Origin of the sequence: Amycolatopsis sp. NPDC048633, from assembly GCF_040650695.1 — a bacterium.
Classification (GTDB): domain Bacteria; phylum Actinomycetota; class Actinomycetes; order Mycobacteriales; family Pseudonocardiaceae; genus Amycolatopsis.
In genome coordinates this window covers 284,113-306,979 of record NZ_JBEZHS010000001.1, presented here as the reverse complement: position 1 = coordinate 306,979, position 22,867 = coordinate 284,113, and the positions used below count along the sequence as shown (strand labels likewise).

The 22,867-nt window shown below is 72.1% G+C and carries 18 protein-coding genes and 1 tRNA gene; 12 read left to right on the top strand and 7 right to left on the bottom strand.

Annotation, left to right across the window (positions count from 1 at the left end):
* Positions 1-15: 15 nt before the first annotated feature.
* The 4 genes from AB0C38_RS01585 to AB0C38_RS01570 form a co-directional block, all read right to left on the bottom strand.
* On the bottom strand, positions 16-1,308 hold the full coding sequence (locus AB0C38_RS01585; RefSeq protein WP_360664789.1) for a hypothetical protein: 1,293 nt from the start codon (positions 1,306-1,308) through the stop codon (positions 16-18).
* On the bottom strand, positions 1,305-4,034 hold the full coding sequence (locus AB0C38_RS01580; protein ID WP_360664786.1) for a glycosyltransferase family 4 protein: 2,730 nt from the start codon (positions 4,032-4,034) through the stop codon (positions 1,305-1,307). Before AB0C38_RS01580 ends, AB0C38_RS01585 begins: the two co-directional genes overlap by 4 nt.
* Positions 4,027-5,238, bottom strand: coding sequence for a hypothetical protein (locus tag AB0C38_RS01575; protein WP_360664783.1), 1,212 nt, complete (start codon positions 5,236-5,238; stop codon positions 4,027-4,029). Before AB0C38_RS01575 ends, AB0C38_RS01580 begins: the two co-directional genes overlap by 8 nt.
* 130 nt (positions 5,239-5,368) lie before the next feature.
* Entirely contained in the window at positions 5,369-6,514 is a 1,146-nt protein-coding gene (locus tag AB0C38_RS01570; RefSeq protein WP_360664780.1) for a hypothetical protein, read from the bottom strand.
* Positions 6,515-6,677: 163 nt separating this feature from the next.
* Between AB0C38_RS01570 and AB0C38_RS01565 the strand changes: the two genes are divergently transcribed.
* The 3 genes from AB0C38_RS01565 (at position 6,678) to AB0C38_RS01555 (ending at position 10,758) form a co-directional block, all read left to right on the top strand.
* Complete coding sequence (locus AB0C38_RS01565) at positions 6,678-8,432, top strand: hypothetical protein (protein ID WP_360664777.1); 1,755 nt, start codon at positions 6,678-6,680, stop codon at positions 8,430-8,432.
* A 107-nt stretch (positions 8,433-8,539) separates the two neighbouring features.
* Entirely contained in the window at positions 8,540-9,145 is a 606-nt protein-coding gene (locus AB0C38_RS01560; RefSeq protein ID WP_360664774.1) for a hypothetical protein, read from the top strand.
* Between the two features lie 68 nt (positions 9,146-9,213).
* The gene (locus tag AB0C38_RS01555) at positions 9,214-10,758 is read left to right on the top strand and encodes a protein kinase (protein ID WP_360664771.1); all 1,545 of its coding nucleotides are present in this window, start codon (positions 9,214-9,216) and stop codon (positions 10,756-10,758) included.
* On the opposite strand, the gene AB0C38_RS01550 is transcribed toward AB0C38_RS01555, so the two are convergent.
* Positions 10,743-11,417, bottom strand: a complete 675-nt coding sequence (locus tag AB0C38_RS01550; protein WP_360664768.1) for an alpha/beta hydrolase — start codon at positions 11,415-11,417, stop codon at positions 10,743-10,745. The genes AB0C38_RS01555 and AB0C38_RS01550 overlap by 16 nt on opposite strands.
* A gap of 133 nt (positions 11,418-11,550) precedes the next feature.
* Here AB0C38_RS01550 and AB0C38_RS01545 point away from each other — a divergent pair, with 133 nt between their 5' ends.
* Both AB0C38_RS01545 and AB0C38_RS01540 read left to right on the top strand, forming a co-directional pair.
* Complete coding sequence (locus tag AB0C38_RS01545) at positions 11,551-12,090, top strand: DUF2716 domain-containing protein (RefSeq protein ID WP_360664765.1); 540 nt, start codon at positions 11,551-11,553, stop codon at positions 12,088-12,090.
* A 33-nt stretch (positions 12,091-12,123) separates the two neighbouring features.
* Positions 12,124-12,525, top strand: coding sequence for an immunity 7 family protein (locus AB0C38_RS01540; RefSeq protein ID WP_360664762.1), 402 nt, complete (start codon positions 12,124-12,126; stop codon positions 12,523-12,525).
* Here AB0C38_RS01540 and AB0C38_RS01535 read toward each other — a convergent pair.
* Positions 12,522-13,988, bottom strand: a complete 1,467-nt coding sequence (locus AB0C38_RS01535; RefSeq protein WP_360664759.1) for a phosphocholine-specific phospholipase C — start codon at positions 13,986-13,988, stop codon at positions 12,522-12,524. The two genes, AB0C38_RS01540 and AB0C38_RS01535, sit on opposite strands and share 4 nt — an antisense overlap.
* Positions 13,989-14,246: 258 nt before the next feature.
* A tRNA-Gly gene (locus tag AB0C38_RS01530) sits at positions 14,247-14,319 on the bottom strand.
* A gap of 191 nt (positions 14,320-14,510) precedes the next feature.
* Between AB0C38_RS01530 and AB0C38_RS01525 the strand changes: the two genes are divergently transcribed.
* From AB0C38_RS01525 to AB0C38_RS01495, 7 genes are all read left to right on the top strand, one after another.
* A complete protein-coding gene (locus AB0C38_RS01525; RefSeq protein WP_360664756.1) occupies positions 14,511-16,055 on the top strand; it encodes a sigma-70 family RNA polymerase sigma factor in 1,545 nt (514 codons plus the stop codon).
* 113 nt (positions 16,056-16,168) lie between these two features.
* A complete protein-coding gene (locus tag AB0C38_RS01520; RefSeq protein WP_360664753.1) occupies positions 16,169-16,609 on the top strand; it encodes a DUF983 domain-containing protein in 441 nt (146 codons plus the stop codon).
* 38 nt (positions 16,610-16,647) lie between these two features.
* Positions 16,648-17,508: a DNA-formamidopyrimidine glycosylase family protein gene (locus AB0C38_RS01515; RefSeq protein ID WP_360664751.1), complete on the top strand. Its 861-nt coding sequence runs from the start codon at positions 16,648-16,650 to the stop codon at positions 17,506-17,508.
* A 290-nt stretch (positions 17,509-17,798) separates the two neighbouring features.
* Positions 17,799-19,124, top strand: a complete 1,326-nt coding sequence (locus tag AB0C38_RS01510) for a histidine kinase (RefSeq protein ID WP_360664748.1) — start codon at positions 17,799-17,801, stop codon at positions 19,122-19,124.
* Between the two features lie 19 nt (positions 19,125-19,143).
* Positions 19,144-19,989 carry a S49 family peptidase gene (locus tag AB0C38_RS01505; protein WP_360664745.1) on the top strand — a complete coding sequence of 282 codons (846 nt, stop codon included), beginning with the start codon at positions 19,144-19,146 and terminating at the stop codon, positions 19,987-19,989.
* A gap of 107 nt (positions 19,990-20,096) precedes the next feature.
* Complete coding sequence (locus tag AB0C38_RS01500) at positions 20,097-21,638, top strand: long-chain-fatty-acid--CoA ligase (RefSeq protein WP_360664742.1); 1,542 nt, start codon at positions 20,097-20,099, stop codon at positions 21,636-21,638.
* Complete coding sequence (locus AB0C38_RS01495; RefSeq protein ID WP_360664739.1) at positions 21,639-22,763, top strand: TetR family transcriptional regulator; 1,125 nt, start codon at positions 21,639-21,641, stop codon at positions 22,761-22,763. It begins immediately after the preceding gene.
* The last annotated feature ends 104 nt before the right edge of the window (positions 22,764-22,867 follow it).

Sequence of the window (22,867 nt, the reverse complement as noted above, 5' to 3'; positions counted from 1 at the left end):
TGGCGAGCCACCCGGTCAGCGGATCGGGCGGGCCGCGAGCTCGGCCAGGATGTTGTCGACGACCTGCGGGGCCAGCAGGCCGAAGTTGCCGGACGCCAGGGTGCGCTCGGCGACCTCGATCGCCACCACGCGGTTGTCGGCGAACAGCTTGCCGACGGACTTGCCGGTGTCGATGAGCAGGGCGCTGTGGTGCTGGGCGGTCATCTCGCCGAAGGTCGCGGCGAGGTAGGGGAGCGCGCGGTAGGTGAAGGAGTCGCCGAGCAGGGCGACCGGGCCCTGGTAGGTGCCGGTGCCGGTGGCCGACTGCAGTTTCAGCGGGGCCTTGAGGTCGCTGAGGACTTCGCGCGTCTGGTCGCGCTTGCCGTCGGTCAGCACTTCGTAGTGCCGGCCGCTGGTCTGCCCGGTGTGGCCGATCAGCGGCGGCAGGTCGGCCGCCATCTGCCACGGGTCGCTCGGCTTGATCACCCAGGACGCCGTGCTGCCCGGGCTCATCGCCTCGGCCAGCGAGCGGGCCATCAGCATGCCGCCCTCGTCGGACCAGTGCGCGTCCTGCGGCCCGTACACCGGCGCCCCGACCGCCCGGCCCTGCGCCTCCAGCCCGCTGCGCAGGTCGATCACGGCGTTGTCGGCGTCGGCGCGCTGCCAGAACTCGGCCGCGGTCCGCTGGCGGCAGTCCTTGCCCACGTAGTTCGCCGGCAGGTACTCCGGCGCGATCGTTGCCTTGTCCGGCGCCACGACCACGACGAACTGGCGGCCGGACGCGCGCACGCCGTCCCGCAGCCGGTCGAGCTCCGCCATGGTCTGGTCCAGCGGCTTGCTGAGGTTGCAGTGGCTGGCGATCTCGTCGCCGAGGTACAGCCAGCCGCTCTTGCCTTCGAGGACCTTCGGGTAGCTGACGACCGGCGCGGGCGTGGAGGGCTGCGCCGGGATCGGGCCCTCGGGCGCCTGCGGCTGCCCGCCCAGCGGCGGGGCTTCGCCGAACAACCCGCGGCTGAGGCCGTCGGCCGCGTGCACGGCCTGCTCGCGGAAGGCCAGGTGGTCGGTCGCCCACTGGCCCAGCTGCGGCAAGAACGACCAGCCCTGCCCGAGGCTCGGGAACTCGGTCAGCGCGCGGTTTTCGAACTGGCCGGGGTGCACCCCGGCGATCGAAGCGAGCACCGGCGTCGCGAAGAACACCGCGGCGCACGCCAGCGCGACGGCTTGGCGGCGGCCGTGGCGCGGCCGGTGCAGGGCGTGTTCGCGGGGCAGGAAGGCCTCGTGCACCGGGGGCAGCGAGCGCGGGGCCGGGGAAGTGTTCTGCTGGGTCATGCCGGCGGCCGGGGGTCGTCGGAACGCCGCGCCTCGAGCCGTTCGATGCGCGCGTTCTGCTGGGCGAACTCGGCCTCGAGGATACCGAGCCGCCGGTCCTGGGCGGTGGCTTTCTCGTCGATGGTGCCGGCCAGCCCGGTGATCGCCTCGCCGGTGCTTTCGGTCAGCGTCCGCAGGATCCGGCGCTGGGTGCCGTCGTAGTGGCTCAGCGCCCGCCGGACCGCGCGGCGGAACACCGGCGCCAGCGGGAACCGGTGCGGGCTGTCCGGGTCGGGCTGCCAGCCCAGCGCGGCTTCGGCCCTGGCCAGCGGGGAGTCCGGGCCTCGCCCGGCCTCGCCGGGATCCCGGCGGCGCCAGGTCGCGTAGGCGGCGCGCAGCTCCGTCTCGACCCAGGCGGCCGCGACGTCCATCGAGCGGCCGCGCAGCACGTGGGTGCGGGCGGCTTCGCCCCGGCGCCGGGCCTCGGCGGGGTTGTCCGCGACCTCTCGCATGGCCTTCGCGGCGGCGTCGACGTCGGGATCGGCCCACCTCCCCTCGGGCTGGTACGGCGGCCAGCCCTCGCCGACCTCGACCAGCCGGTAGGGGATCGGCCAGCCGGTGCCGTCGTGGAAGAACTCCGTGGTGCTGGAGTAGTCGGTCGCGATCACGGCCAGCCCGCGCACCATCGCTTCGGCGACGGTCAGCCCGAAACCCTCGCTGCGGTGCAGGGAGACGTAGGCGTCGCTGGTCGCGTACAGGTTGTTCAGCTCTTCGAGGCTGAGGTAGGTCTCCAGCAGGTCGATGCGCTTGTCGTCCGCGATGACGTACCGCAGCCGCTCGACGGCGGCGGCGTGCAGGTGGCCGTTGGTCGCCTTGATGACCAGGCGGACGTCGTCGCGGCCGGCGAACGCGCGGCGGAACGCCGTCACCACGCCCCACGGGTTCTTGCGCTGGCCGGTGCTGTTGAAGTCGAAGGCGAACAGGAACCGCACGGGGTCGCCCGGCCGGCGCGGGACCCGCTCCGGCGCGCCGGGGTCGAGCACCGGCATCGGGAACGTCTTCACCGGCACCGGCGAGTGCGGCTCGATCGCCCGGCGGGTGAAGTCGCTGATCGCCCACACCTCGTCGACCAGGTCGAAGCCACCCCGCATCGACTTCGGGAAGTCCTCGAGCTCCCAGGCCCACAGCCCGATCCGGTACCGCCGGTGGCCCAGCTCGGGGTGGCTGTCCAGCAGCAGCCCGGTGTAGTCGGAGTTGACGGCGAGGATGCTGACCGGGAACCGCGGCCGGCTCACCGTGTCCGGCGCGGCCAGGCCGGTGCGGACCGCCGCGGACAGCGACCGCGCTTCGACGACCGACACCACGGGGATCCCCGCGGCGGCGACCGTCCGGTGCACGATCCGGCCCATCTCGCCCAGGCCCAGCTCCGCGGTGAGGTACCCGGAGACGTTCACGCCGAACTCGTCGACCGGCCCGGCCACCGGGGGCGGTTCGGCGGGCAGCGCCCAGGCGGGCAGCAGGCCTTCGTCCATGCCGTGCGTCGCGCACCATTGCCGGAACGCCGGGCCGTCGTCGTGCTGCGGCTCGCGGAACGCCGTCTGCAGGTCGATCCGGCCGGCCCAGAGCCACAGCGCGAGCCGGCTGAGCCCGGCCGACCGCGCCATCGGCGAGCCGGGGGCGCGGAGCCAGTCGCGGAAGGCCGCGCCGCGGTCGTCGCCGAACGGCGGGGGCGGGATCTCGTCGACGACCGTGGGCGCGAACTGCGCCGGGGTCGTCGCGGCGCGGTGCGCCCGCAGCCAGGTGTCGCGGTAGAGGGTCCGCATCGGCTTGGTCAGCGAGGTGCCGTCGGGCAGCTTGTCGAAGCCGTACGGGACTTCTTCGCCGGTGTGTCCGGCCTTGACCAGCTCTTCGGCGTACTCGTCGCACAGCTTCCGCAGCGCGGGGTCGGCGGAGAGCACGACCCGCGGGCGCACCGGGCACTGGCTGCTGAGCAGCCACGGCCGCTCGGGGTCGAAGCCGTAGAAGTTGAGGAAGCGCAGCGGTGCGCCGCCGGCCGTCACGGTGCCGTCCGGGCCCTCGGCGAGCTTGCGCTCGTGCAGGTTCCAGAACCCGGCGGCGACGCCCGGGTCGCGGGTGACGACGTTGCGGTACAGCGCGGGGACGCGGTCGAAGAAGTGCTCGACCGGGGGCGCCGGGTGCGAGGGCGGCGGGATCGGCGCGTACCGGCGGCCGTCCGCCCAGGCGATCAGGAACGGCCGGGCCCCCTTGCCGACCGCGACGAAGTCGTCGTGGAAAGCGCTGTCCGTGGCACTGCGGCCGGGTTCGAGGCCGTCCTGCGGGAGCGGGGCGAGCACCCGGGGCGCCAGCACGACGTCGTGCTCGGCGGCCTGCGCGGTGAGCTCGGCGAACGGGGCGAACACCCGGATCTGCGACCCGAGGTAGACCGCGACGTCGGCGTCTTCGAGCAGCTGGTGCAGCAGCAGCGGTTTGACCGCCTCGACCAGCTCGGACGCGGAGAACCAGGTGGCCATCCGGTGGAACTCGTCGAGGTCGAGGTCGAGCCAGTCGCCGCCGACGACCCGGCAGCCGTCCTCGGTGCGGCTGCCCGTCCCGTCGACGACGAGGACCAGGAACTCGTGGCCGGGGTGATGTGCCCGGTACGTCCGGGCGAGGACCCGCGCCGACGGCAGGCCGGCCCGGGTGACCACCGTGCAAGCGGTGGTCACCCGGCCGGCGCGCTCAGCCATTGGCGGGCAGCTCCGCGAGCTGGGCCGCCAGGATGTCGTCGAACACGCTGCTGATCTTGGCGAGGTCCGAGCCGGACACCTCGATGCGGACGAGCGTGCCCTTGTGCACGTAGTGCGCGCGGATCACGGCGGGGAAGTCGGCCGACTTGGCGAACTGCGACGCCTTCACGCCGTCCGGCACGTCCCCGGTGTACGGCTTCATCGTGAACTTGGTCTGCAGCTCGGCCAGGTCGTCGCGGGCCACGTTGGCGGCGCTGGACCCCGACGTCTGCGCGGTGAGCACCAGCGCCTTGACCGTGTCCGGCAGGCCGGCGGCGGCCATCCGCACCTTCGAAGCGCCCGCGGTCTTGTAGACGGCGTTCTCGTCCGGGGTGAGGAACCCGGCCCGCTCGACGTCCGCGAACGTCTGGATGTCGGTCTTCTCGCCGGGGGGAGCCGGGAGCTTGGCGATCTCCAGGTCGTCCTTCGGCCGCACGGTGCTGGTCGGCGCGGGCGGCGCCGAAGAGCTCGCCGCGGGCGGGTTCTGCTGGTCGTCCGATTTATTGCCGAAGAGGAACCAGCCGCCGACGCCGAGCGCGACGACCACCAGCACGACGACGGAGGCGATCACGGCCTTCTTCTTGCCACCGGACGGCGTCGTCTCGAAGGTCTCCGGACCCTGGCTGACCCACTCCGGGCCGGGCGACATCTGCGGGTACTCGCTGGAGCCCCACGGCGGCGCCGCGGCACCGCTGGTGTTCCACGGCTGCTGCTGCGGCGGCTGCTGCATCGGGAACCCGCCGGACGTCGGACCGCCCGGGCGCAGGCCACCGGAGGCCACCGACTGCGGGGGCACGCCCGGCACGGCCTGGGTGCGCTCGGCCGAGTCCGCCGACCACGGCGGCTGGTACGGCGGTGGCTGCTGCTGCATGCCGGACACGACCTGGGTGCGCTCGGCGCCACCGGCGTCGGCGCTGCTCACGATCTGCGTCCGGTCCGCCTCGTTGCCGCCGGGCTGCTGCTGGTGCGGCTGCCCCTGGGGCGGGCTGACGGGCGTGATGATCTGGGTGCTGTCGGCCGATGAGCCACCCTGCGGGGCCTGCTGGGGCTCGCCGTTCACCGCGGAGGACAGCACGGCGTCACGTCGGGCGCGGTAGTCGTCGGCCGAGATCTGGCCGGCGGCCAGCTCCTCGTCCAACCGGCGAAGTTCCTCCTGCCAGGACAAACCTGCCCCCCTTCTTCGTCGCGGACCCGTGCTCGCAGACTCAGTGACATTCTGCACGCAAGGCCGATGGGTGCCGTGGCCGAGGGTCGTTTCGTGACCGCGGCGGGGCGATGTGCGCGCCCTGTCCGGATCACCCGGGCGGGAGGACCGCGCGCAGGTCCTGCAGCACCTGGCCCAGCCGGGCGGTGAGCGCTTCGTCGCCCAGCTTCTCGGTCTGTGAGACGCCGACGTTGACGACCATGCCGCCGGACGTGTACCAGGTCGCCCGGACCTGGGTGTCGCCTGTCTTGGCGACGGCGGTGCGCAGGTCGGACTGCACCGCGTCGAACCCGTTGGAGAGCGCGCTGGTGTACAGCGCTTCCACGGCGGATTCGGCGTTCGCGGGACCCGGCATCGGCACGACCATCACCAGGTTGCTGCCGGCGTCGACGGCCGAGCCGCGGAAGACGACCTCGCTGCCGCCGTTGCGGCGCAGCACGTCGGCGGTCGGCCTGGCGAACACGCCGAGCTCGACCGCGCGGTCGATCGACATCGTCGAGTTCTCGCTGTTCTGGGTGCCCGGCAGCTTCGGGAGCCGGTCCTCGATGCCGCCGAGCAGCCCGGAGGCCGACGTGCTCGGCGGGACGACCGGCGGGCTCGCCTGCCCGGTGGGTTCGTCGTCCGAGCCCAGCCACATCGTGACGCCCACGATCATGACCAGCACGACCAGCACGCCCAGGCCGAGGAACAGCCAGGTGGGCCGGCTGCGGGCGGGGTCGGTCCAGCGGTGCTTCCCGCGCGCGTCCTCCGGCTCCTGGCCCGGGGGCGTCGCGGCGCCCGGGTCGATGGGCGGGAACCGGCTCGCCGCCGCCGCGCCCGACGGGCCGTCCACGGCCAGGTACCGGGTCGGGGTGATGTCGGCCGGGCTCGGCGCGGTCGTCATGTATTCGGGGATCGGCGGCACGGCGTTCGTCGCGGGTGTCTGGAACGAGCGCGGCCCGGCCTGCTTCGGTGGCCGCGCCCACGGGACCTCGACGCGGGCAGGCGGCGCCTGCGCGGGCGTGCGGGCCGGGGTGACCGGGTGGACCGGCGTGATCGGGTGCGCCGGGGCGGCCGAAGCGGCCGGGTTGGCACTGTGCCAGGAGGGACGGCGCAGAGGCGCGGGCACCGGGGACGGCACGGTGGAGCCGGACGCCTGCGCGAGCAGCTCTTCACGCTGCTTGCGGTGCGCCGCGGGCTCGATCCGGCCGGCCGCCAGGTCCGCGTCGAGACGGCGCAGTTCTTCCTGCCAGCTCATGGTTCAGACCCCCATCCACCGTTCGGGGCATCAGTCTGGCACGCACGGCCGACCTGCGAGGTTGCGTTTTGAGGTTGATCGGCAACGTAGCGCACGCGGCGCTGTTTCGGGAGACCTTCCTGTGGGCACCGAAGCGAAGGGTGGAGATCGAGAGGGGACGTTGGTGATCACCGATGAGCATCCGCGGGCCGTTCTGGGCCCCGGGCGCACCGGTCGCGCGCGGGCGGGCGAAGGCGCTTTCGCGGTGCTCACCGGCTTCGTGCTCGCGGCGCTGTTCAACATCCCCGTCCTGCTGCACCCGAAGTCGACGGTCGCGGGCGAGCCCGGCGACCCGCTGCTGCAGGCCTGGCAACTGGCGTGGCAGCACCACTTCCTCACCGCCGGCGGTGACCTGTGGACGGGCAACACGCTGTTCCCGGCGACCGGCAGCTACGCCTTTTCGGACTCCCTGCTCGGTTACCTGCCGCTGAGCTTCTTCGGGGACGGCCCGTACGCCGCGCTCCTGCGCTACAACGCCGCCTACCTCATCGCGGGTGCGCTCGCCTACGCCGGCGCATACGTGCTGGTCCGCCAGCTCGGTGGGAACCGGGCCGCCGCGGCGCTGGCCGGCCTCGCGTTCGCCTGGGCGCCGTGGCGGCTGAGCCACGCCAGCCACCTCAACATCCTGTCCACCGGCGGGATCGCGCTGGCCCTGTTCGCGCTCGCGCGGGGGCACGGCTTCTCGTTGCGCCACGGCTGGCGTCCGGAGCTGTCCCGGCCGTGGTGGGCGTTCGCCGGCTGGCTGGTCGCGGCCTGGCAGGTCACGCTCGGGTTCGCGATCGGGCTGCCGTTCGTCTACCTGCTCGGGGTCCTCGGCGTCGTCCTGCTGGTGACGGCGGTCCGGCACCGGCGGCGGTCCGGTACCCGGGCGGCGGTCGCCGACGGCGCCGGGATCGCCGTGTTCCTCGTCGTCACCTACCTCATGACCATCCCGTACCGGCGGGTCGTCGACCAGTACGGCTTCACCCGCTCCTGGCGCGAGGTGCAGCAGTTCTCGCCGCCCCCGCAGGGGCTCGTCGCCGCCCCGACGGAGACCTGGTTCTGGCAGCGCGGCCCGTTCAACCTCAAGAGCGGGGTGTTCGCCGACCCCGGGTGGCTTTCGGCGACCGGTGCGCCGGAGAAGCTGCTGTTCCCCGGCCTGGCGCTGGTGCTGGTCGCGGTGGCGGGCCTGTTCGTCAGCGCCTGGCCGGTCCGGGTGCGGGTGGGCCTCGGCGTCGGCACCGTCGTCGTGACGGCGTTCGCGCTCGGCTCGCAGTTCTTCGGCGGGCACTTCACCTACTACCTGCTCTGGAACTTCCTGCCGGGCTGGGACGCGCTGCGCACGCCGGGCCGCCTGATGCTGTGGGTGATCCTGCTGCTGGCGCTGCTCGCCGCGGGCGCGATGACGAGGTGGGCCGAGCTGGTCCGCGAGCGCGCCGACGCGCCGTACCTGCGCGCGCTGATCGGCGTCTCGCTGCTCGTGGCGCTGCTCGAAGGCGTGCCGGCCCAGCCCCACTCGTCCCCGGCGGGCATCCCGCCCGACCTGGCCCGGACCTTCGCGGGCTCGCCCCCGCCGACGCTGATCCTGCCGGTGCGGCAGGGACTGGGCGAGTTCAGCGAGTACGTCTACCAGCTCTGGTCGACCGACGGGTTCCCGTCGCTGGTCAACGGCCACAACGGCCTGCTGCCGCCGCAGTACGGCGAGATCGTGCGGGCGACCAAGACGTTCCCGGACGCGCACAGCGTCGCGGTGCTGCGGAAGTACGGCGTCCGCCAGGTCGTGCTGCTGAAGGCCGCGGCGGCCGGCGGCCCGTACGCGCAGGTGCTGGCCCGGCCGCTCGACGGGCTGCCGCTCACCCGCACCGAATCGACGGACCTCGTCACGTTCACCCTCCGCTAGTCACCTCTTCAGCCCCCGAAACTGTCGTACGTATGTTCTAAAATGGGCGTTGTACAGGGGAGATGCCGCCCGCACCCGCGGGCGGTGTGATGGAGGAAGGCAGGGCCATGGCCTACATCACCCTGCCCACATTCGTGGGCTACAGCGCGAGTACCGGTCCGTCGCGGTCGTCGTTCGTCCGGCGGCAGCGCCGGCTGTACGAGGACCCGGCGCGAGCCGCGTTCAACTACTACCGGCGGGCGGCGAACGCCGTGCGGTCCGGGCGGGCGGCGGGGCAGGACGCGACGGCGTTGCGCGCCCTCGTCAACGCCGCCGACGACCGGACGAAACCGCACTACGCCGCGATCGCCGAGGGCTGGCTGCGGTACCTCGGCCGGAAGTCGCCGCGGCTGGTCGAGGTCGGGCGCGGCCGCTGCCGGATCGGGGACCTCGAAATCGGCGTCAGCCCGCAGCTCGGGCTCCGCAAGAGCGACGGCCGCCGGTACGCGACCTGGCTCTACTTCAAGGAGGAACCGCTGACGAAGAACTCGGCGCAGCTGGCGTTGTGGGTGCTGGAGCAGGCGATGCCGGACATCCTGCCGGGCGGTCACGCGCTGGTGATCGACGTCCGCCGGAGCAAGGAGTTCCAGCTCTCCGCCCGTGACCGCGAACGGCTGCGGCCCTGGGCCCGCAGCGAGGCTTCGGCGTTCCTCACGCTCTGGGACGCCGCCTGAGCCGGGGAGGCGCCGGGGCCGCCCGGCGCCTCCCTTAGCATCGCCCCCGAGCGTTCAGGGGGGCGACGATGAGACTGGTCGCGGGACGGTACGCGATCTCGGCCGAGCTGGGTCGCGGCGGCATGGGCGTCGTCTGGCGCGCCGAAGACAGGGTGCTCGGGCGGCCGGTCGCGCTGAAGGAGCTGGCCACCCCGCCGGGCACCAACCTCGAGCGGGTCATGCGCGAGGCGCGGACCGCGGGGCGGCTCAACGACCCCGGTGTCGTCACGGTCTACGACGTCGTCAGCGAGCACGGCGCGACGTTCATCGTCATGGAGCTGGTGGTCGCGCCGACGCTCGCCGACGTCGTCGGGCGGGAGGGACCGCTGGCGAACGACCGCGTCGCCGCGATCGGCCTGCAGGTGCTGGGCGCGCTGGAGAGCGCGCACGCGGCCGGCGTCGTGCACCGGGACGTCAAGCCCAGCAACATCATGGTGCTGCCCGGCGACCGCGTGAAGCTCGCCGACTTCGGCATCGCGCGGGCGATGGACGACCCGTCGCTCACGCAGACCGGCGGCGTCATGGGCTCGCCCGGCTACATGGCGCCCGAGCTGTTCGCCGGGGCCGGCCCGTCGCCCGCGTCGGACCTCTGGTCGCTGGGCGCGACCCTCTTCCACGCAGCCGAAGGCCGCGCGCCGTTCCAGCGCACCACCACGGCCGCGACCCTGCACGCGATCATGTACGACCAGCCGGTGCTGGAGCGCTGCCGCGGCCCGCTCGCCGACGCCGTCCGCGGGCTGCTCACGCAGTCCGCTTCGGACCGGCTGGGCGCGTCCGGACTGCGGCGGCTGCTGGAAACCGCGCGCACCGCGATCACCGACTCGCCGACCCAGGCCGTCGATCCGGCTTCGCTGCCGACGATCGTCTTCGAGCCGGTGACGGCGAAGGTGGCCGCACCGTCATTGACCACAGTGGACTGGGACCGGCGTCGGAAACGGCGTCTCCCGTGGGTGTTGAGCGGGGTCGCGGTCGCGGTGATCGCCGCGCTCGGCGCGGTCTTCCTGCTGAAGCCGGACAGCACCACGCCGGTCGCCGCGGGTTCCCCAGGGCCCGCTTCAACGTCGTCCGCCGCGCCTTCGACCACCAAGAAACCCAGCGCCAAGAAGCCCACGCCGTCTCCGAGCACGTCCGCGTTGCCGGGTGCGAGCGCCACGGTCTCGCCGCCGTCGTCGACTGCCGGCGAGAAGCCGCACCCGGCCGAGGTGCCGCTGATCCGGTACCACCAGCCGGATGGCGGGCACTTCAGCGGCACGAAGAAGGTCGGCCCGCCGGCCGGGTTCACCAAGGAAGGCGTGTTCGGTGCCCTCGTCGCGACGGCCGAGCCGGGCACGCGGAAGCTGTTCGCCTGCAAGGTGAAGGACCAGAAGGACTGGTTCACCTCGACCGACCAGAGCGGCAAGTGCGAGGGCCAGCAGTCGCTCGGCCTGCTCGGCCACGTCTACGCCGACCCGCCGTCCTGGGCGGGCGCGCGGGCGATCTACCGCTGCAACGCGGGCGCGAGCCACTTCGACTCGCTCGACGCCCAGTGCGAGGGCAAGACGAAGGAGTTCCTGATGGGCTACGTCGTCGTCTGAAGCACTTCGGCCACGAGGTCCGGCCGCGTGACGAACGGGTGGTGCGCCACCGGCAGTTCGACGACGTCGGTCGCGCGCGCCGCGTGTTCCCGCTGCTTCTCCGGCGGAGTCGCGCGGTCTTCGGCGCAGACGAGGTAGGTGGACGGGATCTCACGCCACGCGGCGTTCGTCGTCCGCTGGCCGAACACCGACTCGTTCTGGGCCGTGAGCCGGGCCGCGGCGCCGGCGTACGTGGCGTCGTCGAAGTCCTGGGCGAACAGCGGCCGCACCAGCTCCTCGCGGACCCCGGCCGTCCCGTCGCCGTGGCTGACGTGCCACGGCGACGGCTCGGCCCCGCCGAAGTCCGCGAGCGCCTCGCCGGCATCCGGCAGGAACGACGTCACGTAGACGAGCCGGCGGACCGCGGGGTGGTTCCCGGCTTCGGAAATCACCACTCCGCCGTACGAGTGCCCGACGAGCACCGCGGGCTCGCCGGAGGCGTCGAGCAGTGCGCGGACGGCCGCGGCGTCGTCGTGGAGGTCACCTCGCGGATCGCCCTCGCAGCTGGGCAAAACCGCCGCTGAGCTGCGAAGACCGTGCGCGGCAAGCACGTCGGCCGTCGGCTGCCACCACCAGGCGCCATCACGGACGAACGCACCGTGCACGAAGAGGATCCTCATGGTTACAACCTGGCAGAACCCACCCGGTCGAGTGACACAGTTCGCGCGGAGCGGACGAGGACTGGACAAACCGGAGGCCGAACACGAAGCTTTCGCGTGTTCTTCCGTGCCCGGCCAACCTCGAGGTCGAAAAGTGAATGCTGCCTGGGAAGCCGTCTCCCGCGTCGCCGACGAACCCGCCTGGTACTGGGTGTACGACAAGCTGGCGTTCTGGCCGAGCACCTACGCCCACGCCTGGCCGGGCTTCCGCGAGCCGTCGCCGTCGCGGACCTGGGACCTCTCGCCCGGCGACCTGGACCGCGCCTCGGCCGAGTTCCGCCTCGGCCCGTACGCCGTCGAAGAGCGCCAGGTCTCGGCGATCGCGCTGGCCGCGTTCCGCGAGGTCTGCGGCCCCGACGACTGGATGTGGGCGCTGCACTGGCAGCACCAGTCCTACCGCATCCGCCCGCACCGGATGACCGACGGCGCGCGCTGGCCGGTCTCGGTGTTCCCGCGCGCGGACTACCACCTGTTCCTGGCCCCGGACTTCTCGTTCGGCACGCTCGGCCACCCGTGGGAGCGCACGCTCTGCGTGTTCGGCGACAAGCTGGTGCCGGCGTTCGAGCGGCACGGCGAAGGCGTGCTGACGAACGTCCTGCGCCGCGACGGAAGGCCGTCCGAGCTGGCCCGCTGAGCTCGCGGTTGATCTCTTGCTACCGTTCTGCGGGTGTTCGAATATCACGGCTGGGTGACCATCCAGGCGACCGCGAGCGGCGATGACGACGCGGCGCTCCTGGAGCGCCTGGTCGACCGCGTACACCGCGCTGTCCGCGACGCGGGTGACTTCGACCTGGTCGACCTCCGCTGGAGCGCGGGCATGCCGATGCTCCACTTCGCCGGCTTCGACAAGCACGGCGGCCGCCTCGGCCCCGAGCTGCTGGACCTGTTCACCCGGACCGGCGAGCTCGCCCCGGGTTCGTACGGCCTGCTGTACGTCTGGGACGACCAGGACACCGAGCACGACAACGACTTCCGGGTGTACCGCATGGCCCGGGGCCAGGTGTCGGAGCACGAAGACCCGCACCTGACCCCGGTCGCTCCCACGGTTCTCGACGTCTACGAGCTCTAGTGGCGCGGCACCCGCGGCCGTCCGCCCGGCTCCTGCCGCGGCGGCTTCTGGTCGGTGCCTGGGAACGTCGGCGCCGGCAGGTTCGCCGCCTCGTAGCGGGACAGCGTCAGCGGGCCTGAGGTGTCCGGCAAGACCGGCGGCTGGGACTTGTGGTCGCCGAAGCGGAACGCCGACGTCATGTCCCCGAAGGTGCGCCGCCGCCACTGCGAGATGTTCGGCTCCGCCACGCCCGTCACCTTCTCCAGGAACTGGAGCGTCGACGTGTGGTCGAAGTTCTCGCTGCACACCCAGCCGCCCGCGGTCCACGGCGAGATGACGATCGCCGGCACGCGGTAGCCCGCGCCGACCGGGAGGCCGTTGCCCGGGGTGCCGCCCGGCGACGTCTTCGTGACGAACTCGCCCGGCGTGCCGGCCGGCGGGGTCGGCGGGACGACGTGGTCGAACAGGCCGTCGTTCTCGTCGTAGTTGAGGATGAACACCGTCTTGGCCCAGACCTCCGGGTTGGCCGCGATCGCGTCGATCTTCGACGCGACGAACGCGGCGCCCTCGGCCGGCGTGTACTGCGGGTGCTCCGACGCCGTCGAGGTGCAGATGATCCACGAGACCGTCGGCAGCTTGTCGTTGCGCGCGTCGTACTCGAACTGGCCCTCGGGCCGGTGCGTGAGGCCGTTGACCGCCAGCGGCGAGTCGGCGGGGGCGTTCTTGAAGTTCGCGAAGTTCTCCAGCATGTTGCAGCCGTAGGTGTCGCTCTGCTCGTACACCTTCCAGCTGACGCCGGCCGCCTGCAGCCGCTCGGCGTACGTCGTCCAGGTGTAGCCGCCGGCCGGAGCCTTGTTGTCGAGGATCGGGCCGCCGTGCTCGCCGTCCGGGTCGATCGTGCCGGTCATCCACATCATCCGGTTCGGCCAGGTCGGGCCGAACACCGAGCAGTGGTAGCTGTCGCAGATGGTGAACGCCTCGGCCAGCGCGAACTGGAACGGCAGGTCGGCGCGCGTGTGGTAGCCCATCACGTACGGGCCGTTCTTGCCGTCGGCCTTGCGGTGGGCCGGCAGCCAGCTGTCCATCTTGCCGCCGTTCCAGGCGTCGTGCTGGACCTGCCAGGCGTGCGACGTCGACGGGATCTTCTGCGCGTTCGTCGCGTGCGTGTCCAGGTGGAACGGCAGCGCGTAGCCCGCCGGGTTCTCGGCGTCCGGCTGGTAGAAGACCGGCTTGCCGTTCGGCAGCCGCGCGGCGTGCGGGTCACCGAACCCGCGGACGCCCGACAGGGTGCCGAAGTAGTGGTCGAAGGAGCGGTTCTCCTGCATCAGCAGCACGACGTGCTCGATGTCCTTCAGCGAACCGTGCTTGGGGGCGCCCTGGGCGAGCGCCCGCTGGACGTTCGGCGGCATGAGCGTGGCGGCAGCGGCGGTGGCGGCGGCGCCGGCGGCCCCACCGAGGAGACGACGGCGAGTCAGTTCGGTCATGCTCAGCACGATCACGCCCGAGCATCACCCGAAGAGGTGGCATCGCGGGAACGCGGCCGGAACACCAGATGAAAACAGTTGCCGAACCGGCACGAATCCGGCCAGAAGGTAACAACGCCCTGGTGGCGGTATTCACCAGGCGTGGCCACCCGCGAAGTCTGGCTGCCGCACCGTGGGGGTCCGGGGGCTCGGCCCCCGGGTGAAATGGCGAAGGGGCCGAGGTCGACGCGTTACGTCGACACACGGCCCCTGTCCCTGAGCGGATGACGGGATTCGAACCCGCGACCCTCACCTTGGCAAGGTGATGCGCTACCAGCTGCGCTACATCCGCACTGCGTTGCTGTTGAGGAGAACTCTATACCAACTGAAAACTGCTCCGATGAGCGGGTCCCCGCGTGCTCCTGACCCGGTACTTCGGTGTCACAGCTGGCGTACAAGGGGTGACGACGGCTGATTCCCTCCGTATGGTGTCCCCATTCGACCGAACGGGGAGAACCTTCGGGGAGGAGGTGCCGGGCCGGGATGACCGAGCTGGGCACGGTGCCGCCACCAGCGGCCTCGGAATCCGACGAGCAGGCACTGCTGCAACGACTGCGAAACGGCGAAGACGCCGCGTTCGGAGAGCTGTTCGAGCTGCACGCCGCCGCGGTCCGCCGGCTCGCGCAGAGCCTCGCGGCCGACCGGTCCGAGGCCGAGGACATCACCGCGGAGACGTTCTTCCGCGTTTTGCAGGCCCTGCGCCGTGGCGCCGGCCCGAGAGACTACGTCCGCGCCTACCTGCTCACCGTCGCCCGCCGGGTCTCCTGGGAGTGGCACGGTGCCCGCCGCGACGTCCCCGTCTCGGACGACGAGCTGACCTTCCGCGCCGGCGCGGGCGCCGACACGCACGCCCGCACGGCCGAGCACACCCTGATCACGACGGCGTTCACCAGCCTGCCCGAGCGCTGGCGGACCGTCCTGTGGCAGACCGAGGTCGAGGGCGAGCAGCCCGCCATCGTCGCCACGCACTTCGGGCTGAGCGCGAACGCCACCGCCGCACTGGCCCGGCGTGCCCGTCAGGGCCTCCGCGCGGCGTACTTACAGGCACACCTTTCGGTGAATCGCGGACCGGATTCGTGCCGCGCGGTCGTCGAGAAGCTCGGCGTGTTCACCGCGGGCAGCGTCACCGGCGCCGAAGCCGAGCGGATCAAGGCGCACCTGCACGGCTGCCCCTCATGCCGCGCGACGCAGGACGAGCTGCGCGACGTCTGCTCGTCGCTGCGCGCGCACGCCGGGGTGCTGGTGCTGCTGGTGCCGGCGGCGGGCGCCGCCGCGAGCGGCAGCGGGGTACTGGCCGGGCTGGGCGCGACGCTCAAGGGCGTGCTGGTCGGCTCGAAGGTGAAGATCGGGCTCGCGCTGGCGTCGACCGCGGCCGTGGGTGCCGTCGGGGTCGCGGCCGGACCCGTCCTGTTCGGGACGACGCCGGTGCAGGACGTCGGGCTGACCGGCGGCGCGCCGGAGCTCGTGGTGGTGCCGCCGACCGAGACGCACCACCAGCCGCCCCCGCAGCCGCAGCAGGACCCGCGGATCGGCATCGGCGTGCTCAACGGCCGGGGCACCGGGATCGCCGTCCCGGCGCGGCAGCGCACCGGCGGCGGCCAGGTGGCGGCGAACGAGGTGCCCGGCCTGCCGGCGGGCGACGTCCCGGCCGGGGACGTCGGCACCGGGACGAACCCGGGCACGAGCGGCGAAACCCCGCGCGACGACCTGTCGTCCTCGACCTTCAGCACGCCCGACGACTCGGAGACGTCGCCGCGGCTGGACTCGACGAGCACGGACATGACCGAGTCCAGCGACGGGACGGTGCCGGAGAGCGTCGACGCCCCCGAGCTGTCGCCGTCCGGCCGCCCGGAGAGCACGACGACGGCGCCGACCAAGCCGGAGCCGACCGGCAGTGAACCGTCGTCCACCGAGTCCTCGACGACGGTGACGCCGACGTCCGGGAAGCCGTGGCCGACCAGGGCGACCGGCGTCACTGGTTCGGGCGAACCGGCGGATTCGGCCTTGACCGGCTCACCGGCTCCCTGAACTGCGGTGATCAACTTCGCCGGGTGGGATGTCCGATTCCTCCCTCGCGCGGGCGAGCCCGGGCACGGTACCGTTGTGGGGCTCACCCTGCGGGCGCCCCGGGAGGCAACTGAATGAACCGGCTGGTACGCGGCGAAGACGGCCGCGACTGGGTGGTCCGTGCCCAGATGGAATGGCGCGCTCCGGCGACGGCCGACGACTTCGAGCACGACGTCGCCGGCAGCTACGGTCCCGGCATCGCGATGATCGTGGTCACCGCGCTGCTGGCCGTGATCCTCGTCGTGTGGACACCGAACGAGGTCAACATCCCCGCGTGGGTGCTGCTGGCGTTGCTGCTCATAGTCCTGTTCTTCCCCCTGCGCTGGATCCTGCGCCGGCCGTGGACGGTCGTCGCGGAGACCGAGGGCGACCTGACCGGCGACCGGCCGTCCGAGCGCTGGGTCGGCACCATCCGCGGCATGTTCACCGTGCAGGGTGAGGTCAAGAAGATCTCCAAGACGATCCAGCGCCACTCGCTGCCGGACTTCGACGGGCCGCTGCACCCGGTCGAGTAGCCGCTACCGGATTTCGGCCGAAGGGGTGAAACTGGGGCATGCCCGAACTGCCCGAGGTCGAAGCCCTGGCGCACCACCTGCGCGAGAACGCCGTCGGCCGGACGATCTTCCGCATCGATGTCGCATCGTTGAGCGTCCTGAAGACGGCGACCCCGCCGTGGACCGACCTGCACGGCCGCGAGATCACCGGCGCGACCCGGCACGGCAAGCACCTCGACGTCGTCGCGGGTGACCTGCACCTGGTCGTCCACCTGGCCCGCGCGGGCTGGCTGCGCTGGTCCGACGGCCTGGCCGCGGCGCCGCTCAAGCCGGGCAAGGGCCCGATCTCGCTGCGCGTGCACCTCGAGTCCGCCACCGGGTCCGGCTTCGACCTCACCGAAGCGGGCACGAAGAAGGGCCTCGCGGTGTGGGTCGTGAAGGACCCGCAGGAGATCGCGAGCGTGGCGCGCCTCGGCCCGGACGCCCTCTCGGTGGACGCCGGCCTGCTGCGTGAGCTGTTCGCCGGGAAGAACACCCGGCTGAAGTGGGCGCTCACCGACCAGTCGCTGATCGCCGGCATCGGCAACGCCTACTCCGACGAGATCATGCACCGCGCGAAGCTCTCCCCGTACGCGACGATCGGCAAGCTCGACGACGGCGCACTGGAGACGTTGGCCGAGGCGATCGTCGAGATCGAGGCCGACGCGGTCGGGCGCTCGGTGGGCCAGAAGGCCGCGCGCCTGAAGGGCGAGAAGCGCTCGGGCCTCCGGGTCCACGCCCGCACCGGGCTGCCGTGCCCGGTCTGCGGCGACACGATCCGCGAGATCTCGTTCGCCGACAAGTCGTTCCAGTACTGCCCGACCTGCCAGACGGGCGGCAAGCCCCTGGCCGACCGCCGGATGTCGCGCCTGCTGAAGTAGCGGTGACATCTGTGGTCGCCACGTCACGCACCGGGATTCCCCCGTTCGGCCGCACGTGCTGCGCCGTCGCCTGATCAGGCCTTCGGACCACCGTGATCGCCGACCTCGAAACCGCCCTCTTCCTGCCGCTTTCCCCGGATCCGGTGGAACAGGGCGCCCCTCCCGCGTGTTGCGGACAGTGACCGGTCGGTAAGTCGACCGACTCTGAGTAGGGTCACTCCAACCCTCGGTCATCACAGTTGGACAGAAAGTGGGATCAGGCCTTGCACCCGGTTGGTCGAGCGCAGAGCATGGACGCCGTGTCCGGGTTTCCGCTTGCGCAGATCGTTCCGTGGGGTCTCGCGGTGCTGCTCGGCATCGTGGTGATCGTGCTGCTCGTGAAACAGCGCAAACCGGCCAGTGTGGTGGAGGACGCCATGCTGCAGGCGGTCCACCGGATGTCGAAGGCCGCGCCGAACCTCCGGTCCGGGCTGGACGAGGACGCCGCCGACAAGATCACCACCCAGCTGCTGCAGATGCTCGACTGCGTTGCCGTCGGCATCACCGACAGCGAGGGGACCCTGCTGTCCTGGGACGGCGAGGCGAACGAGCACTACGTCGATCTCGTCGACGCGATCGGCGCGGCCATCCGCAAGCACCGCCGTGAGGTCGTCGCGCACGACCGGATGCCGTGCAACCACCGCGGCACCTGCCGGATGAAGACCGCCGTCATCGTGCCGCTGCTGGTCGAGGGCGAGACCGAGGCGGCGCTGATCGTCGTCGGCCGGACCCGCGGGCGCCTGGTGCAGATGGCCGACGCCGTCGCCCAGTTCGTCTGCACGCAGTTCGAGCTGTCCCGCCTCGACGAGTCGAAGCAGCAGCTCCAGCAGGCCGAGATCAAGGCGCTGCGCGCGCAGATCTCGCCGCACTTCGTCTACAACGCGCTCAACACGATCTCCGCGCTGATCCGCACGGACCCCGAAGAGGCGCGAGAGCTGCTTCAGGACTTCGCCGACTTCACGCGCTACTCGTTCCGGACGTCGGGCATGTTCACCTCGCTCGCCGAGGAGCTGCGCAACATCGACCGCTACCTGACGATCGAGAACGCCCGCTTCGGCGGCCGGCTCGAGGTGCGGATGAAGATCGCGCCCGAGGTGCTCAGCGTCGTCGTGCCGTTCCTGATCATCCAGCCGCTGGTGGAGAACGCCGTCAAGCACGGCCTGGCCAGCAAGCCGAGCGGCGGCTGCGTCACGGTGATCGCGCAGGACTACGGCACCGAAGCGCTGATCAGCGTCGAGGACGACGGCATCGGCATGGACCCGCGGCGGCTGAAGGACGTCAAGAACGCGCACAGCACCGGCGCGCACGTCGGGCTCGGCAACATCAGCCAGCGCATGCAGCAGGTCTTCGGCAGCGACTACGCGGTGATGGTCGAGACCGCGCCCGGCGCCGGCATGAAGGTGACGCTGCGGGTGCCCAAGTTCGTCCCGGGCGTCCGGCCGAACATGCCGGACTACAGCTCCGAAACCGACACCGCCGATGCCGACGTCCCGTCGCAGGGCGGCCCGGCCCAGCTGAACGGCGCCGACCCGAGCGGCGTCAACGGCACGCGCTCCGGCATCCTCCCCATGGGCTGACTCCGGCTAGCCTGGCGTTATGAGCGTTACGGACAAACTGGCTTCGCGGATCCCGGGTCTCGCCGACCGCGTGGAGCGCAAGGACGTCGTGGCCGTGGTGAAGCTGCACGGCGTGATCACGCCGTCGCCGTCCCCGCTGGCCAGGGGCGCGATCAACCTCGCCGCCGTCGAGACGGCGCTGACCAGGGCGTTCGGCCACGAGCGGCTGAAGGCGGTCGCGCTGCTGATCAACTCGCCGGGCGGCGCGCCGACGCAGTCCGGGCTGGTCGCGGAGCGGATCCGGCAGTTGGCCGACGAGAAGGGCGTGCCGGTACTGGCGTTCTGCGAGGACGTCGCCGCGTCCGGCGGGTACTGGCTGGCCTGCGCGGCCGACGAGATCTTCGCGCACCGGACGTCGATGGTCGGCTCGATCGGCGTGATCAGCGGCGGCTTCGGCTTCACCGGGCTGCTGGAGCGCTTCGGCATCGAGCGCCGGCTGCACACGGCGGGCGCGAACAAGTCGCGGCTCGACCCGTTCTCGCCGGAGAAGCCCGAAGACGTCGAGTGGCTGAAGAAGATGCACACCCAGCTCCACGACCTGTTCGTGAGCTGGGTGAAGGAGCGCCGCGGCGACCGGCTGAACGGCACCGAGGACCTCTTCACCGGCGACGTCTGGCTCGGCGCGAAGGCCCAGGAGCTGGGCCTGATCGACGGTCTCGGCAGCCTCCGGCAGATCGTCACCGAGCGGTACCCGGACGCGGACATCTCGGTCGCCGAGCCGAAGCGCCCGCTGCTCGCCCGCCTCGGCGTCGGTGCCCCGGCCGCCGCGTCCGCGGTGCTCGACGCCGTGACGCAGAAGGCGGCCTGGTCCCGCTTCGGTCTCTGATCCGTTCCCCTCGACAGCTGACAGCCGTCGAGGTCTGGCCTCCTAAGTGAATCAACGCTAGGCTATGTGAATCAGCGCTAGGGTACCGGACCGCAAAGGAGCGGTGGATGCACCTCACGCAGACCCTCCACCAGGCTGTGCAGCAGGGGCCGGACCGGCCGATGACCGTGTTCGGCGACCGGGTCCGGACCGTCGGCGAGGTCGCCGGGCGGGTCGCCCGGTTCGCCGGGGCGCTCAAGGAGCTCGGCGTCGGCGCCGGTGACCGCGTCGGCATCCTCGCCCTCAACTCCGACCGCTACCACGAGTACCTGCTGGCCACGCCGTGGGCGAACGCCGTCCTCAACCCGATCAACATCCGCTGGAGCCCGGCGGAGATCGCCTACTCGCTGACCGAATCCGACACGCGCGTGCTGCTCGTCGACGACGCCTTCGTCCCGATGATCCCGAAGCTGCGCGAGGCCGGCGTGACCACGGTCGTCCACATCGGCGAAGCGCCGACGCCGGACGGGATGCTCGGCTACGAGGACCTCGTCGCCGGTGCCGACCCGGTCGGCGACGCGCGCCGCGGTGGGGACGACCTGCTCGGCGTCTACTACACCGGCGGCACCACGGGCACGCCCAAGGGCGTCATGCTCAGCCACCGCAACCTGCTGACGTCGGCGCTGGGCAGTCTCGCCACCGGCCGGTTCCTCGCCGCCCGCGGGAAGCTGCTGCACGCCGCGCCGATGTTCCACCTGGCCGACGGCGCGGCCTGGGCGGCCGGGCAGCTCGTCGGCTCGACCCACGTGATCGTCCCGATGTTCACCCCGGCCGGCGTGCTCGACGCGATCAGCGGCCAGGGCGTCACGGACACGCTGCTGGTGCCGACGATGATCCAGCTGCTCGTCGACCACCCGGACGTCGGGAAGCACGACCTCACGTCGATGCAGCACGTCGTCTACGGCGCTTCGCCGATCTCCGAGTCCGTGCTCGAGCGCGCGCGGAAGACGTTCCCCGGCGCGGGTTTCGTGCAGGCGTACGGCATGACGGAGTTGTCGCCGGTCGCGACGCTGCTGTCCACGGAGGACCACGACGACCCCGCGTTGCGCCGCGCCGCCGGCCGGGCCGCGCCGCACGCCGAGGTCCGGATCGTCGACCCCGAGGACGCCGAGGTACCGCGGCACACCGTCGGCGAGATCGTCTGCCGCGGCGACCACGTGATGCTCGGCTACTGGAAGCGGCCCGAGGAGACGGCGACCGCGTTGCGCGGCGGCTGGATGCACACCGGCGACGGCGGCTACATGGACGAGCGCGGGTACGTCTTCGTCGTCGACCGGATCAAGGACATGATCGTGTCCGGCGGCGAGAACGTGTACTCGGCCGAGGTGGAGAACGCGCTCGCGAAGCACCCGTCGGTGGCCGCGTGCGCGGTGATCGGCGTGCCGGACGAGCGGTGGGGCGAGCGGGTGCACGCCGTCGTCGTCCTGCTGGACGGCCAGGAAGCGACCGGCGACGAGCTGCGCGACTTCTGCCGCGAAGCGATCGCGGGCTACAAGGTGCCGCGCACGTTCGAGTTCACCGACGCGCTCCCGATGTCCGGCGCGGGCAAGATCCTCAAGCGGGAGCTGCGGAAGCGGCACTGGACCGACGGCGCCCGCGGGGTCCACTGAGTGTCCGCACCCCCTCGCGGCACCCGGCCGCGCAACCGCCGCGCGCTGATCGTGGCCGCGGCCGCCGAGCTGTTCGTCCGCCGCGGCTACCCGCACGTCTCGATGGGCGACATCGCCGAGGCCGTCGCGATCGGGCCGTCTGCGCTGTACCGGCACTTCCGCGGCAAGCAGGAGCTGCTGGCCGCGGTGGTCGAGGACGCGCTGACCGCGCTCGCCGTCACCGACCTCGCCGAACTGGCGACCGGTGCGCTCGACCGGCGCGACGTCGGGGTCCTCTGGCAACGCGAGTCCCGCCACCTCGAGCCGGCCGAACGCCACCGCGTCGGCGAAGCACTACGGCGGCTGGCGCGGCAGCTCGCCGGGCACCTGGGGGACCGGCGCCGGGAGCTGACCGCCGACCAGGCCGGGCTGCTGGCCTGGGCGGTGCTCGCGGTGCTGGTCAGCGTCTCCTTCCAGCGCGTCGACCTGCCGCGCCCGGCCTACGACGAGCTGATGACGTCCCTGGCCACGGCGGTCGCGTCGGTGCCCCTCCCGGACCTGGGAAAACGCGCTGCCGCCCCGGTCGTCGAGCCCGCGAACCGGCGCGAGCTGCTGCTGACGACCGCGACCCGGCTCTTCGCCGAGCGCGGCTTCCACAGCGTCGCCATCGAGGAGGTCGGCGCGGCGGCCGGGATCGCCGGGCCGAGCGTGTACCACCACTTCGAGAGCAAGGCCGAGCTGCTGATGACGGCCTTGAGCACCGGCGCCGACGCGCTCGGCGAAGGGCTGCGGACGGCGTCGTTGCCCACGCTGCTGCGGTCCTACACGGGGTATTCGCTGGCCCACCACGACGTCGTCGACCTGCTGATCACCGAGGTCGGGCTGCTGCCGGAACCCGGGCGGCACGACCTGCGCCGCACCCAGCGCGAGTACGTCGGGGCGTGGGTCGGCCTGCTGCTCGACGCCCACCCGGACCTGGGCGCCGGTCCGGCGCGGGTGCGCGTCCAAGCCGTCCTCACGGTGGTCAACGACGTCGCGCGGACCCCGCACCTGCGTACGCTGCCGGGTATCGAAGACGCGCTGCACGTCATCGGGTCGGCTTTGCTCGGGTTGTCCGGTTCGAGTAGTTCCGGGCAGACTTTGTGACCCAGATCACTCTTCCCTCGTAACGGCCCCTGGCGATCTTCCCGGGTCGAGAGGTCCCCTTGTCGACGGGCTTTGTTGCGACCGGCAACAAATCCGGACGACGA